This window comes from Nocardia sp. NPDC004340 (assembly GCF_053602575.1).
The window spans coordinates 347,875-361,222 of the sequence record NZ_JBSGDW010000004.1 but is presented as its reverse complement, the minus strand read 5'-3'; the positions used below and the strand labels follow the sequence as shown (position 1 = coordinate 361,222).

At 70.5% G+C, this 13,348-nt stretch carries 11 protein-coding genes; 8 read left to right on the top strand and 3 right to left on the bottom strand.

What is annotated here, in order from left to right; translation table 11 throughout:
* The first annotated feature begins 50 nt into the window (after positions 1 to 50).
* The 3 genes from ACWEOI_RS18235 to ACWEOI_RS18225 all read left to right on the top strand — a co-directional run bounded on the left by ACWEOI_RS18235 (position 51) and on the right by ACWEOI_RS18225 (position 5,533).
* On the top strand, positions 51 to 1,244 hold the full coding sequence (locus ACWEOI_RS18235; RefSeq protein WP_452360327.1) for an MFS transporter: 1,194 nt from the start codon (positions 51 to 53) through the stop codon (positions 1,242 to 1,244).
* A 172-nt stretch (positions 1,245 to 1,416) separates the two neighbouring features.
* The gene (locus tag ACWEOI_RS18230; protein ID WP_452360326.1) at positions 1,417 to 3,015 is read left to right on the top strand and encodes an ABC-F family ATP-binding cassette domain-containing protein; all 1,599 of its coding nucleotides are present in this window, start codon (positions 1,417 to 1,419) and stop codon (positions 3,013 to 3,015) included.
* 151 nt (positions 3,016 to 3,166) lie between these two features.
* On the top strand, positions 3,167 to 5,533 hold the full coding sequence (locus ACWEOI_RS18225) for a RelA/SpoT family protein (protein WP_357083575.1): 2,367 nt from the start codon (positions 3,167 to 3,169) through the stop codon (positions 5,531 to 5,533).
* A 34-nt stretch (positions 5,534 to 5,567) separates the two neighbouring features.
* Here ACWEOI_RS18225 and ACWEOI_RS18220 read toward each other — a convergent pair whose 3' ends face one another.
* The gene (locus ACWEOI_RS18220; protein ID WP_452360325.1) at positions 5,568 to 6,542 is read right to left on the bottom strand and encodes a dimethylarginine dimethylaminohydrolase family protein; all 975 of its coding nucleotides are present in this window, start codon (positions 6,540 to 6,542) and stop codon (positions 5,568 to 5,570) included.
* An 87-nt stretch (positions 6,543 to 6,629) separates the two neighbouring features.
* On the opposite strand from ACWEOI_RS18220, the gene ACWEOI_RS18215 reads away from it, so the two are divergent.
* The 4 genes from ACWEOI_RS18215 to ACWEOI_RS18200 all read left to right on the top strand — a co-directional run bounded on the left by ACWEOI_RS18215 (position 6,630) and on the right by ACWEOI_RS18200 (position 10,286).
* Positions 6,630 to 7,946: a hypothetical protein gene (locus tag ACWEOI_RS18215; protein ID WP_452360324.1), complete on the top strand. Its 1,317-nt coding sequence runs from the start codon at positions 6,630 to 6,632 to the stop codon at positions 7,944 to 7,946.
* Positions 7,933 to 8,934 carry a patatin-like phospholipase family protein gene (locus ACWEOI_RS18210; protein WP_452360323.1) on the top strand — a complete coding sequence of 334 codons (1,002 nt, stop codon included), beginning with the start codon at positions 7,933 to 7,935 and terminating at the stop codon, positions 8,932 to 8,934. Before ACWEOI_RS18215 ends, ACWEOI_RS18210 begins: the two co-directional genes overlap by 14 nt.
* Before the next feature lie 90 nt (positions 8,935 to 9,024).
* Positions 9,025 to 9,333, top strand: coding sequence for a pyrimidine/purine nucleoside phosphorylase (gene ppnP / locus ACWEOI_RS18205; RefSeq protein WP_357288183.1), 309 nt, complete (start codon positions 9,025 to 9,027; stop codon positions 9,331 to 9,333).
* Between the two features lie 80 nt (positions 9,334 to 9,413).
* The gene (locus ACWEOI_RS18200) at positions 9,414 to 10,286 is read left to right on the top strand and encodes an LLM class flavin-dependent oxidoreductase (RefSeq protein ID WP_452360322.1); all 873 of its coding nucleotides are present in this window, start codon (positions 9,414 to 9,416) and stop codon (positions 10,284 to 10,286) included.
* A 37-nt stretch (positions 10,287 to 10,323) separates the two neighbouring features.
* Here ACWEOI_RS18200 and ACWEOI_RS18195 read toward each other — a convergent pair whose 3' ends face one another.
* Entirely contained in the window at positions 10,324 to 11,472 is a 1,149-nt protein-coding gene (locus ACWEOI_RS18195; RefSeq protein ID WP_433672711.1) for an alpha/beta fold hydrolase, read from the bottom strand.
* A gap of 63 nt (positions 11,473 to 11,535) precedes the next feature.
* Here ACWEOI_RS18195 and ACWEOI_RS18190 point away from each other — a divergent pair, with 63 nt between their 5' ends.
* Positions 11,536 to 12,489 (top strand): WYL domain-containing protein, encoded by a 954-nt coding sequence (locus tag ACWEOI_RS18190; protein WP_433672712.1) that lies wholly within the window; start codon positions 11,536 to 11,538, stop codon positions 12,487 to 12,489.
* Positions 12,490 to 12,512: 23 nt separating this feature from the next.
* Here the strand turns inward: ACWEOI_RS18190 and ACWEOI_RS18185 are convergent, their stop codons facing one another.
* Positions 12,513 to 13,343, bottom strand: coding sequence for an alpha/beta fold hydrolase (locus ACWEOI_RS18185; RefSeq protein ID WP_452360321.1), 831 nt, complete (start codon positions 13,341 to 13,343; stop codon positions 12,513 to 12,515).
* Positions 13,344 to 13,348 lie beyond the last annotated feature (5 nt).

The window sequence follows — 13,348 nt, the reverse complement described above, 5'->3', positions numbered from 1 at the left end:
GAGAACCGACCCGGCCCACGCCGGGTTTTTTCGGAAGGAGATTCGGGATGATGAGTATCCCGGTTAAGGCTGGTTCGACCGCACCTGCGCCCGTCGCCGGTCGGAACGGGCTGCGGCGCACGGGGATTCTGGCGCTGGGCACGTTCGCCGTCGGCACCGACTCGTTCATTCTGGCCGGATTCCTGCCGGATGTGGCCGGGACGCTGGGGGTTTCGCTCGCGAGTGCGGGACTGGCGGTGACGGTCTTCGCCGCCACCTACGCGCTCGGATCGCCGGTGCTGGCGACGCTCACCGCGCGGCTGCCGCGCCGGACCCTGCTGGTGTCGGCGCTGCTGGTGCTCGCCCTGGCCAACCTCGGCTCGGCGCTGGCGCCGGCGTTCTGGATCCTGCTGGCCACCCGGATCGTGGCCGCGCTCGGGGCTGCCGCCTTCACCCCGAACGCGGCGGCGGTGGCCTCGGCGCTCGTTCCGCCGCGGGCCCGCGCGCGTGCGCTGGCCGTCGTGGTCGGCGGGCTGACCGTGGCGACCGCGCTCGGCGTGCCGCTCGGTGACCTGCTGGCCGAGCGGATGGGGTGGCGGTCGGCGTTGATCGGCGTCGGGGTCGTGTGCGCGGTCGCCGCGGCGGGAGTCGCGGCGTGGGTGCCCGCGCTGCCCGGAAATCCGGTGGTGCCGTTGGCGACTCGGCTGGCGGTGCTGCGCGATCGATCCGTGGCGGCCGTGCTGCCGCTCACCGTGCTCGGCATGGGCGCGGCCTACACCGTGTACGCGTACGCGGTTCCGGCCCTGGGGGCCTTGGGAATCGGGGCATCGGACACCGCGTGGGTGCTCGGCCTGTACGGGGTCGGAGCGATCGCGGGCAATCTGTCGTCGGGCTACGCCACCGATCGGTTCGGACCCGTCCCGGTGCTCACCTCCGGATATGCGCTGATGGCCGTCTCCCTCGGCGTCATGGCCGTGCTGGCATCGACCGGTGCCCGGCTTCCCGTGCTCGTCGGTGTGCTGGCGCTCGGCTGGGGCGCGGCGACCTGGTGTCAGACGCCCGCGCAACAGCACCGGCTCCTCGCCGCCGCGCCCGCGGAATCCGGGCTGGTGGTGGCCTTGAACGCCTCCTGCATCTACCTCGGCATCGGGGCGGGGAGCGTGCTGGGCGGGGTCACCCTGGGGCACGGCGTGACGGTCATGTTCGGCGTGGCCGCCGCGCTGGCGCTGGCGGCGCTCGGGTATCTGCGCGTCACGGCGCGTTGACGTGCGCTGAGACTCGGCTCACGAAATATGTTCTTGCCCCGGTCTGTTGATCTCCGTTACCGTAGTTCGGTTCTCATTCCCGTCTGATCGGAGACATGCCGTTGATCTTCTGAGGTGATCGCCGAGTGGCCCGCAATCGCGCGCCGCATTCGCTCACTCTCGGGAGACCCGTATGTCTATGCCTGTTATTTCTGTTTCCGATCTCACCTTCGCGTGGCCGGACGGCACCCCCGTGTTCGACGGACTCGACGCCCAGTTCGGACCGGGTCACGTCGGCCTGGTCGGCACCAACGGCGCGGGGAAATCGACCCTGTTCCGCCTGCTCACCGGGGAATTGCGCGCCCAGCGCGGCTCGGTGACCATGCCGGGGCGGTGCGGGTACCTGCGTCAGGATCTCGGACTCGCCGCAGGACAGCGGGTGGACGAGGTGCTCGAGCTGTCGGAGATCCGGAAGGCGTTGCACCGCATCGAATCCGGGACCGGCGACGACACCGACTTCGAGACCGTCGGCACGGCCTGGGACATCGAGGAACGAGCCGTCGCGTTGCTGGGTCGGCTCGGATTGCATTACGTCGCAGGTGATGTCGCGCACCTGGACCGCCGCCTGGACACCCTGTCCGGCGGGGAGACCGTGCTGCTCGGCCTGGTGGCCGAACTGCTGCGCGAACCCGATGTGCTGCTGCTGGACGAACCGACCAACAACCTCGACCGGGTGGCGCGCGAGCGGCTCTACGAGGTCGTCGGCCAGTTCCCCGGCACCGTGCTCACCGTCAGCCACGACCGCGAACTGCTGGACCGGGTCACCACCATCGCCGAACTACGGCACGGCGAGGTGCGGCTCTTCGGCGGCAACTTCACCGACTACCAACGGATCGTCGACGCCGAACAGGAAACCGCCCGCGCGGCCGTCCGGGAGGCGCGCAGCGATGTCCGCAAGCAGTCGCGCGAACTCGTCGAAGCCCGCATCAAACTCGACCGCCGCCAGCGGTACGGGCAGAAGATGTGGGACCAGAAACGTGAACCCAAGATCGTCATGGGCGAGCGCAAACGCCAGGCCCAGGTGGCGGCGGGCAAGCTGCGCAACAACCACATCGGCAAGGTCGAGGAGGCCAAGGATCATCTGACCGACATGCAGGACCGGCTGCGCGACGACCGCGAGATCCGCGTCGATCTGCCCGGCACCCGGCTCTACCCGGGCCAGGACGTCCTCGACCTGACCGAGGCGCGACTGGCGTGCGGACCCACCGTGACCCTGAAAATCACCGGGCCCGAACGCATCGCGCTCACCGGACGCAACGGCATCGGCAAAACCACGCTGCTGCACCGCATTCAGGAGGCGGGCCCGGCCGTGCCGTGGCGCATGCTGCCGCAACGCCTCGACGTCTTCGACGAATCGAAGACCGTGTTCGAGAACGTCGCGGCCACCGCGCCGCACGCCGCACCCGAGCGGATCCGCGCCCAGCTGGCCCGGTTCCTGTTCCGCGGCGCCGACGCCGACGTCGCGGCCGGGGCGCTCTCGGGCGGGGAGCGGCTGCGGGCGGCGCTGGCCATGCTGCTGCTGGCCGAACCGGCGCCGAAATTGCTGCTGCTCGACGAGCCGACCAACAACCTGGATCTGCCCAGCCTCGCCCATCTCACCGAGGCGCTGGCGAGCTTCCAGGGCGCGCTCGTGGTGGTCAGCCACGACCCGCGATTCCTGGCCGGCATCGGGGTGACACGACGGCTGGAACTGACCCGCGACGGGCTCGAGGCGAGTCCGAGCGAACAGTGAGCAGGACGGGTATCGTTCATCGCTCCGGAGCGGTTGGCACCGGCGGTGGACGCTGCCCCGGTCGTGATCCGATTCCAGGACTAAAGTGGATGATCTGGGTGGTTGAACGGTCCGATATGGTTTTCCTTTCGAGGCCGCGAGCGGAGGTGGCATGACACAGCATCTGGAGAAGGCGAACTCGGGGCAATCGCCCGAGGAAGGATCCGCCACCCCGGCGGCCAACGCACAGTCCGCGGCCGCCGCCCGCAACACCACCGCCGTCCCCACTTCCGCCTCCCGCCGCGTCCGCGCCCGCCTGGCCCGCCGGATGACCGGGCAGCGCGGCATCGCGGCGGTCAAGCCGGTACTGGAACCGCTCGCCAGCGTGCACCGCGAGCTGTACCCGAAGGCGAATCTGGCTCTGCTGCAACGGGCTTTCGACGTCGCCGACGAGAAGCACCAGCACCAGTTCCGGAAGTCCGGCGACCCGTACATCACCCATCCGCTCGCGGTCGCCAACATCCTGGCCGAGCTGGGCATGGACACCACCACCCTGGTGGCCGCCCTGCTGCACGACACCGTCGAGGACACCGGGTACTCGCTCGACGAGCTGACCGCCGAATTCGGCACCGAGGTCGCCCACCTGGTCGACGGCGTCACCAAGCTGGACAAGGTCAACCTGGGCGCCGCCGCCGAGGCCGAGACCATCCGCAAGATGATCATCGCCATGGCCCGCGACCCTCGCGTGCTGGTGATCAAGGTCGCCGACCGGCTGCACAACATGCGCACCATGCGCTTCCTGCCGCCGGAGAAGCAGGCCAAGAAGGCCCGCGAAACCCTCGAGGTGATCGCGCCGCTGGCCCACCGCCTCGGTATGGCCACGGTCAAGTGGGAGCTCGAGGACCTCGCGTTCGCGATACTGCACCCCAAGAAGTACGACGAGATCGTGCGCCTGGTCGCCGACCGCGCGCCTTCGCGTGACACCTACCTGGCCAAGGTGCGCGCCGAGATCGTCAACACGCTGGCCTCGAGCCGGATCACGGCCGTCGTCGAGGGCCGCCCCAAGCACTACTGGTCGATCTACCAGAAGATGATCGTCAAGGGGAAGGACTTCGACGACATCCACGACCTGGTCGGCATCCGCATCCTCTGCGACGAGGTGCGCGACTGCTACGCCGCGGTCGGCGTCGTGCACTCGCTGTGGCAGCCCATGGCCGGGCGGTTCAAGGACTACATCGCCCAGCCGCGCTACGGCGTCTACCAGTCGCTGCACACCACCGTGGTCGGCCCCGACGGCAAGCCGCTGGAAGTGCAGATCCGCACCCAGGACATGCACCGGACCGCCGAGTTCGGCATCGCCGCGCACTGGCGGTACAAGGAGACCAAGGGCAAGCACTCCAACGACTCCACCGAAGTCGACGACATGGCGTGGATGCGTCAGCTGCTCGACTGGCAGCGGGAGGCGGCCGACCCGGCCGAATTCCTGGAGTCGCTGCGCTTCGACCTGAAGTCGCCGGAGATCTTCGTGTTCACCCCCAAGGGCGACGTGATCACGCTGCCGCAGAAGTCGACCCCGGTCGACTTCGCCTACGCGGTGCACACCGAGGTCGGGCACCGCTGCATCGGCGCGCGCGTCAACGGCCGCCTGGTCGCGCTGGAACGGCAGCTGGAGAACGGTGAGGTCGTCGAGATCTTCACCTCCAAGGCCCAGAACGCCGGCCCCTCGCGGGACTGGTCGAACTTCGTGGTGTCCCCGCGCGCCAAGGCCAAGATCCGGCAGTGGTTCGCCAAGGAACGCCGCGAGGAGGCCCTCGAGGCGGGCAAGGACGCCATCAGCAAGGAGGTCCGTCGCTCGGGCCTGCCGCTGCAGCGTCTGATGAGCGTGGACGCCATGAGCGCCCTCGCCCACGAACTGCACTACACCGACATCTCCGCGCTGTACGCGGCCGTCGGCGAGAACCAGGTGTCCGCGCACCACGTGGTGCAGCGGCTCATGGCCCAGCTCGGCGGCGTCAGCGATGTCGAGAACGAACTGGCCGAGCGGTCCACGCCGTCCACGGTGCCCGCCCGCCAGCGCACGACCGGTGACGCGGGCGTGGAGATCCCGGGCGCGCCCGGCACCGTCTCCAAGCTGGCCAAGTGCTGCACCCCGGTGCCCGGCGACGAGATCATGGGCTTCGTGACCCGCGGCGGCGCGGTCAGCGTGCACCGCACCGACTGCACCAATGCCGACTCGCTGCGCGCGGAGCCCGAACGCATCATCGAGGTCAAGTGGGCGCCGTCGCCGTCGTCGGTCTTCCTGGTCGCCATCCAGATCGAGGCCCTCGACCGCACCCGCCTGCTCTCCGACGTCACCAAGGTGCTCGCCGACGAGAAGGTCAATATCCTCTCGGCCGCGGTCACCACCTCCGGTGACCGGGTCGCCATCTCCAAGTTCACCTTCGAGATGGGCGACCCGAAGCACCTCGGGCACCTGCTCAATGTGGTCCGCAATGTGGAAGGCGTCTACGACGTCTACCGCGTGACCTCCGCCGCCTGACGTCCCTCCACCCCGAAACGGGGTGGGGGAGCGGTCATTCGGCGCGCAGCAGCGGCTGGGTGGAGCACCGGAACGCGCCGCCGAACAGCCGCGACACCGAGAAGTCGATGTACTCGACGGTGATGCCGCGCTCCTTGAGCTGGGTGCCGACGCGGTCGAATTGCGGGTCGGTGATGTAGGTTTCGCTGTCGATGGGCAGGCCGTTGGTGGCCATGGCGGCCGCCTCGTCCTCGGTGACGTCGATGCGCTCCCAGTCGCGCAGCGCCGCGGGCAGTCCGTCGGGGAGTCGGTCGGGGCAGGCGATGAGCAGCCCCTCGCGGACCAGGCCCAGAGCGCAGTCCAGGTGCAGGACGTGCTCGGGCATGCGGACCGGGGTGACGGTGAAGCCCTGGGGGCGAAGGTATTTCGCGAGCCAGTGGTAGCCGAGGGCGTTGCTCGCCATCCCGGACAGGCCGACGAAGACCTGTTTGCCGAGGACCAGGACATCGCCGCCCTCGAGGAACGGACCGGGTCCCGGATGGCCGATGCCCGGCTGCGGCAGCGAGACGTAGTGCGCGGCGGCGGGCATCACGCGCGCCAGCAGCAGGTCGCGGCTGGGCAGCACCTCGCGGCGGCGGTGCGGGAACTGGAGTACGCCCTCGATCACGTTCTCGCCCACCGTGAACCACGGATCGCGGACGAAGAAGTTGGCGTAGCCCCCGGGTCCGGCGGCCGCCTTCTCGGCGGCGGTGAACAGGCGCGGGCGCAGCACCTCCACGCCGTGGCGTTCCAGGACGGCGGCGAGCTCGTCGCGTTCGGCCTCCCACGCGCGTTGTTTGTCGGGGTACACCTCGCCGAAGGTCTTGCCCCAGACCACGTCGAGGATGCCCACCGCGGCCGGTTCCACCGGCATCGCGTGGCCGAGTAGCTCGGTATTGTCCGGAGCGCGGAATTCGCTCTGGGAGACCACCACGGTCCGCAGGGGCGCGAACTCACTATCTACGCGAACATTCTCAGTTGCAGCAGACATAGGTGAACGATAGCGCCCCCGATCCGGACCGGCGCGTCCGCGAGTCGTGATTGCGGGCTGTTCGCTGAGCGCCGTACCGTCAAGGACATGGTGGAGTGGCGGGCGCTGGTGCGGTTCGCGGCGGTCTACGCCGCCACCGCGACGGCCGGGCTGGCGATCATGATGCCCGTCAGCTACGGCTGGTTCACCTCCGCACCCCAGAAGGTCGACCTCATGGTGCGCAGCGTGCCGCTGGCCATGGAGTCCGGCGCCATGGTCGCGGTGATCTGCGCGGCCGCGGTGGTGAGCATCGGCAGCAGCCGCGCGGCCTGGTACGCGGTCGCGGTCGCGCTGCTGGGCATCCTGGTCAATCACGTGGGCATGTCCGGGGTCGGCATGGATTCGCTGACCACCGTCAACTACGTCGACGCCCTGTGCGCCGGTGTCATCATCGGCTGCCTCGCGCCCGTGGTGTGGAGGCCGTCCCTGGCGGGCGGCGCGTATCTGTTCGGCTGCCTGAGCTCGGTGATCTTCGGGGATCTCGCCCAGCCGCCGGACGAGGACCGGTGGTCGAGCACCCTGGACCGCGTGTTCGGCGGCGCACCGCCGGTGTGGCTGATCCTGGTGGCGCTGGCGCTGGTGGCGGCAAACCTTCCGGCGCGCGGTCACGTCAGGCCGATGCCCGGTGAGGGACCGGACTTCTCGCTGGCCCCGATCCTGTCCGGAGCCGTCGCGGTGTTCACGCTGGCCCGGGCCTCGCGCTGGCTCGCCGAGAGCGGTGATCGGGTCGTGGTGGTCGTCGCGGGTGTCGCGCTGGTGATCGTCGGGGCGTTCGTGGCCGCGCTGATCCTGCCCGGCCGCGACGGGGTGCTGGTGCTGTTGCTGGTGGCCTTCTGCGCCGCGGCCTCGGCGGTGGTCACCGTGCCGCGTCCGGGCTGGGCGAATCTGCTGATCGACGTGGCGGTCGCGGCGGGACTGCTGGTGGCCTGGCTGCGGCCGCGCCCCTATGTCGCGATCGCGGCGTCGGCGGTGCTGGCGGCCGTGGCGGCGCTGCTCGCGCTGACCGGGGTCGCGAACGCGGCCTGGGCGGTGCTGGGTGTGGTGGCCGTCAGCCTGGTGGGCGGCGGCAATCTCGGGTCCGCGCTGCCGCGGCGCGCGACGAGCGCGGTGGTCGCGCTGTCGGTGCTGTTCGTCCCGTCGGCGGCGGTCGCGTTGCGCGGCAGGCCGTTCGGGCGGATCGGCTATTCGCCGCACTGGTATCGACTGCCGCAGGTACCGCACGAACCCGTGCCCGCCTACGCGGCGCTGGGGATCACCGCGGGCTGCGCCCTGGGGATCTACCTGCTGCGGCGCTGGCGGCCCGAGCAGTCGGCACCGGTCGGTCCGGTCGCCGTCGAGACGGGAGAAGTCCATGGCGACGCGTGACTCGGTGCCGACGAGCGATTCGGTTCCGACGAGCAGCACCGCGTCGATCGGCGGTGCGCTGCCGCTGGGTGGCGCGATCCCGACCGGCAAACGGGTGGCCCTCGCCCTGGGCAGCGGCGGGGCACGCGGATACGCGCACATCGGCGTCATCGCGGAGCTGCGGGAACGCGGCTACGAGATCACCGGGGTGGCGGGGTCGTCGATGGGCGCGCTGGTCGGCGGACTGTACGCGGCGGGCAAGCTCGACGAATTCACCTCCTGGGCAACGACTCTCGGCCAGTTCGAGGTGGCGCGCCTGCTGGATCCGGCGTTCAGTGAGCCCGGCGTGATCCGGGCGGGGAAGATCCTGGACCGGATCCGGGAGATGCTCGGCGAACTGTGTATCGAGCAGCTCCCGATTCCCTACATCGCGGTCGCCACCGACATCACGACCGGCCGCTCGACCTGGTTCCGCCACGGCGAACTCGACGCCGCCATCCGCGCCTCGATCGCCATCCCCGGCTTCATCACCCCGGTGCTGCGGGACGGCCACGTCCTCGTCGACGGGGGCGTCCTCGATCCGCTGCCGGTGGTCGCCACCATGGCGCTGGGGCAGGCGGATCTGCTCATCGGGGTCGACCTGTCCGGTCCGCCCGACCCCGCCTACGACCGGGCGCAACCGCGGACCAACTGGTTCACCCAGTGGTGGCGGGCCTCCGCGCAACGGCTCGGCCGCGCCCCGGAGGCTCCCGTCGAGGAGCAACCGCCCGCCCTGAGCAGTGTGCGCGCCACCGACGTCGCGCAGCGGGCCATCGACCTGATGCTGGCCTCCATCACCCGCCAGCATCTCGCCGCTCACCCGCCCGACCTGGTGATCTCGGTGCCGCAGAACATCTGCGGCACCATGGATTTCCATCGCGCCGCCCCGATCATCGAGCAGGGCCGGGCGCTGGCCGTCGCGGCCCTGGACGCGCTGGCCGACGCCGGCGCCGCCGCCCTGCCCGATTGAACGATTGCCCGGAGGTCACCGGTACGATCGGCGCGAACCGGACCGCCCGCCAGGGCGGATCCCCACCCGAGCGAAGGACTCCGTAGCAGCATGAAGTTCGAGAATGTCACCGTCACCAAGCGCGCCAACGTCTACTTCGATGGCAAGTGTGTGAGCCACAACATCGAGCTGGCCGACGGCACCAGCAAGTCGGTCGGTGTCATCCTCCCCGCCACCCTGACCTTCAACACGGGCGCGCCGGAGATCATGGAGCTGCTCGAGGGCCAGTGCAACGTCACCCTCGCCGGTGAGACCGAGGCCGTCGCCTACAAGGGCGGCGAGTCCTTCTCCGTCCCGGGCAACTCCAGCTTCGTCATCGAGGTCGTGGAGCCGGTCCACTACGTCTGCCACTTCGGCTGAGCGGAACTTCCCCGCGGCCCGGTCCCTCGAATGGGGCCGGGCCGCAGTCGTTTCCGCCGTCCGCGTGGTAGGCATGGGGGATGACGACGCTGGGAGTGGTGTTCCGTCCGCAGCAACCGCCGGAGCGGCTGCGGGAGGTGGTGCGGGCGGCCGACGCGTCGGGGCTCGAAGAACTGTGGCTGTGGGAGGACTGCTTCCTCGAGGGCGGGATCGCCACCGCCGCGGCCGCACTGGCCTGGAGCGAGCGGGTGCGGATCGGCGTCGGGGTGCTGCCGGTGCCGCTGCGCAATGTCGCGATCACCGCCATGGAGCTGGCCACGCTGGAACGGATGTTCCCCGGGCGTGGGATCTGGGGCGTGGGGCACGGGGTGCAGGACTGGATGGGGCAGGTGGGGGCGCGGGTCGCCTCGCCGATCACGCTGCTGCGCGAATACCTCGAGACACTGCGGGCCCTGCTGGACGGGCAGCGAATCTCGGTGCGGGGCAGGTATGTTCAGCTCGACGATGTCGCGTTGGACTGGCCACCGGCCGCCGCGCCGCCGATCCTGGCCGCCGCGACCGGGCCTCGCACCCTCGAACTGGTGGGTGCGGCGGCCGACGGGGTGATCCTCACCAGCTCCACGCCCGCCGCCGGCGTCCGCACGGCCGCCGAGATCGTGCGGGCCGCCCGGCCGGAATCCCTGGCGGCGCAACCGTATCCGATCGTCGTGTACCTGCTCGCCGCCACCGGGCCCGGAGCCGCCGACCGGGTGGCGGCCGAACTGCGGGCCGAGAACCGCGACACCATCCCCGGCATCGGGGTCACCGGGGACGCCCGGGCCATCGCCGACGCGGTGATCGCGTGGACCGAGGCCGGGGCCACCGGTGTCGTGCTGCAACCCACCGGCGACGAGCCCGACCCGGTCGGCTTCGTCCGCTTCGCCGCCGAGCAGGTCAGGCCGCTGGTGCCCTGAATCCGGCCGGACCGCACCGGATTCCGGGCACCGGTGGTCAGCGCAGGTCGCGGAAGAACTCGCGGATGTCGCCCACGAGGATCTCCGGTTCCTCCAGAGCCGCGAAGTGGCCGCCGCGGTCGACGTCGGTCCAGCGGGTGATGGTGTTCGACGGCTCGCAGTAGCGCCGGATGCAGACATCGTGGGCGAAGGCGATGACGGCGGTCGGGACACCGGAATTGGTTGCGGGAGCGCCCCATTCACCGGTCTGGGCGTAGCCCACGTAGGCCGCGGAGCCCGCGGTGCCGGTCAGCCAGTACAGCATCACATTGGTGAGCAGGCGATCCCGGTCGATGATCTTGTCGGGCACCACATTGCGGGGGTGCGTCCATTCGCGGAACTTGTCCATGATCCAGGCCAGCTGCCCGACCGGGGAATCCACCAGTCCGTAGGCCAGCGCCTGCGGGCGAGTCGACTGGATCGCGATGTAGCCGAACTCCTCGCGCATGAACGCCCCGATCCGGCGGACCCGGTCGCGTTCGAGTTCGGTGAGCTGGTCGAGATCCTCGGCGGCCGAGGCCGGGGGCAGGTTGGTGCCGCCGTTGACGTGCACGCCGATCACCTTGTCCGGGGCCGTGCGCGCCACCTCCGGGCTCACCGCGCCGCCGATGTCTCCGCCCTGCACGCCGTAGCGCTCGTACCCGAGCCGCTGCATGAGCTCGGCCCACAGCCGGCCGACCCGCGCCCGCGTCCATCCGGTGTCGGCGACCGGCCCGGAGAATCCGAACCCGGGCAGCGACGGAATGACCAGGTGGAACGCGTCGGCCGGGTCGCCGCCGTGCGCCGCCGGATCGGTGAGCGGCCCGATGACATCGAGGAATTCGACCACCGATCCGGGCCAGCCGTGGGTCAGCAGCAGCGGCACCGCGCCCGGTTCGGCCGAGCGGATGTGCAGGAAGTGCACCCGCTGCCCCTCGATCTCGGTGAGGAACTGCGGATACCGGTTGAGTTCGGCTTCGGCGGCGCGCCAGTCGTATCCGGTGCGCCAGTGCTCCACCAGTTCCCGCAGCCAGTGCACGGGCACGCCGGTGTCCCAGTCGTCGCCCGGCAGCGGGGCGGGCAGCTGGGCGGATTCGAGCCGCCGCCGCAGATCGTCGAGCTGAGTCTGGGGGATGTCGATGCGGAAGGGAGTGACCTGTTCGCTCATGAGAACTACGTTACGAGCCGGTTAGGACAGGTTCCGCCCTAGCTGTCGGGCAGAATCGAATTCATGTTGGAAACCTCGGCTCGACTGCTGCGACTGCTGTCGTTGTTGCAGACCCCGCGCGAGTGGAGCGGCGCGGATCTGGCCGCCCAGCTCGAGGTGGACGTGCGCACCGTGCGTCGCGATATCGAGAAGCTGCGCGCCCTGGGCTATCCCGTCGACGCCACGCCCGGTTCCGCCGGCTACCGCCTCGGCGCGGGCGCGAATGTGCCGCCGCTGCTGCTCGACGACGAGGAGGCCGTCGCGGTCGCCATGGGCCTGCGCACCGCCGCGGGCGGCACCATCGCGGGCATCGAGGAGAGCTCCCTGCGCGCGCTCGCCAAACTCGAACGGGTGCTCCCGTCGCGGCTGCGTCACCGCCTGACCGCCCTCCAGGACGCGACCGTCTCGGTCCCCTCCGGCGGCCCCCGCGTCGACCCCGACACCCTCACCACCATCGCCGCCGCCATCCGCGACCAGCACCGTCTGCGCTTCGACTACCGCACCCACGAGGGCACCGAAACCTCCTACCGCACAATCGAACCCCACCGCCTGGTCCACCACGGCCGCCGCTGGTATCTGACCGGCTGGGACGTCGACCGCGAGGACTGGCGCACCTATCGCGTCGACCGTCTCACCCCGCGTATCCCGACCGGCCCCCGGTTCACCCCGCGTGAGGCCCCCGACGCCGCCGACCAGGTGTCCCGGGGCGTCACGTCGGCCCCCTACCGCTACCGCGCCCGGATCACCCTGCTGACCTCCGCCGACCGGGCCGCCGATGTCATCTCTCCGACGGTCGGCGTCCTCGAAGCCGTGGACGCGAACACCTGCGTCCTGCACGCGGGCGCGAACTCACTGGACGCGATAGCCGTCTACGTCGCGGGCTTCGGCTTCGAATTCCGGGTCATCGAACCACCGGAACTGGTCGACCGCATGCGTGAATTGTCCACGCTCCTGAGCCGCGCGGCCGGGGACGGCTGAACGGATCCCGCGCTCTGGTCGTTTCAGCCCGCGAGAGCGGTGGTGGTCGCGGAACGGATTGCGGCGGTGACGGTTTCGGGCTGTTCCAGCATGATCAGGTGGCCGCAGTCGGGGACGGTGACGGCGTGGGCCGGACGCAGGGTTTCGTTGAGACGAGCGCCCGCGGCGGCGGAGAGGATCCGGTTCTTCGCTCCCCAGACGGTGGTGATGGGCGGGAAGGCGGGGGAGGGGTGGAAGGTGTCGAGGGTGGCCAGCGTGGGGAGGTCGCGCGCGATGGCGGCGGGTGGGTACAGGCGGCGAGGCTCGGACCAGCGGTGACGCAGAGCCGTGAACGACGGGGAGGTCATGGCCCGGCCGCGCGGGCCGAGCTGTTCACGGACCACGAGGTTGGCGGCGACGCCGGGCAGGCGGATGGCGCTCGCGACCGAGTCGAGGGGGATGCGGGACGCGGCGCGGGCGGTCCAGCCGGTCGGTGTCGGCCGCAGGGTGGCGGCCGTGAGCGGGCTGCACAGCACCAGGGCGCGCACGTTCTGCGGGTTGGCGCGGGTGTAGAGCAGCGACAGCGCACTGCCGAAACAGTTGCCGACCAGCGTCACATTGGTGAGGTCGTGGGCGCTGATGAACTCCGAGACCAGCCGCACATAGTTGGCGACGGTATAACCGCCGGTGGGGGAGTCGGAGTCGCCGTAGCCGAACAGGTCCAGCGCGTAGACGCTGTGCGTGGCGGCCAGGGCGCGGGTCTGGTTGGTCCAGATGTGGCGGTCGCCGCCGATATTGTGCAGGAACAGGATCGGATCGCCGGATCCGGCGTGGTCGTAGGCGACGGATACGCCGTGATAGTCGAATGCCGGCATCGGGC

Excerpts from the sequence above, each read along its gene's own strand:
- ACWEOI_RS18230 (WP_452360326.1), top strand. The coding sequence starts at position 1,417 with ATGTCTATGCCTGTTATTTCTGTTTCCGATCTCACCTTCGCGTGGCCG.
- ACWEOI_RS18220 (WP_452360325.1), bottom strand. The coding sequence starts at position 6,542 with ATGTCTGCTGCAACTGAGAATGTTCGCGTAGATAGTGAGTTCGCGCCC.
- ACWEOI_RS18190 (WP_433672712.1), top strand. The coding sequence starts at position 11,536 with ATGTTGGAAACCTCGGCTCGACTGCTGCGACTGCTGTCGTTGTTGCAG.
- ACWEOI_RS18210 (WP_452360323.1), top strand. The coding sequence starts at position 7,933 with ATGGCGACGCGTGACTCGGTGCCGACGAGCGATTCGGTTCCGACGAGC.
- ACWEOI_RS18235 (WP_452360327.1), top strand. The coding sequence starts at position 51 with ATGAGTATCCCGGTTAAGGCTGGTTCGACCGCACCTGCGCCCGTCGCC.
- ACWEOI_RS18215 (WP_452360324.1), top strand. The coding sequence starts at position 6,630 with ATGGTGGAGTGGCGGGCGCTGGTGCGGTTCGCGGCGGTCTACGCCGCC.
- ppnP (WP_357288183.1), top strand. The coding sequence starts at position 9,025 with ATGAAGTTCGAGAATGTCACCGTCACCAAGCGCGCCAACGTCTACTTC.
- ACWEOI_RS18200 (WP_452360322.1), top strand. The coding sequence starts at position 9,414 with ATGACGACGCTGGGAGTGGTGTTCCGTCCGCAGCAACCGCCGGAGCGG.
- ACWEOI_RS18195 (WP_433672711.1), bottom strand. The coding sequence starts at position 11,472 with ATGAGCGAACAGGTCACTCCCTTCCGCATCGACATCCCCCAGACTCAG.
- ACWEOI_RS18225 (WP_357083575.1), top strand. The coding sequence starts at position 3,167 with ATGACACAGCATCTGGAGAAGGCGAACTCGGGGCAATCGCCCGAGGAA.
- ACWEOI_RS18185 (WP_452360321.1), bottom strand. The coding sequence starts at position 13,343 with ATGCCGGCATTCGACTATCACGGCGTATCCGTCGCCTACGACCACGCC.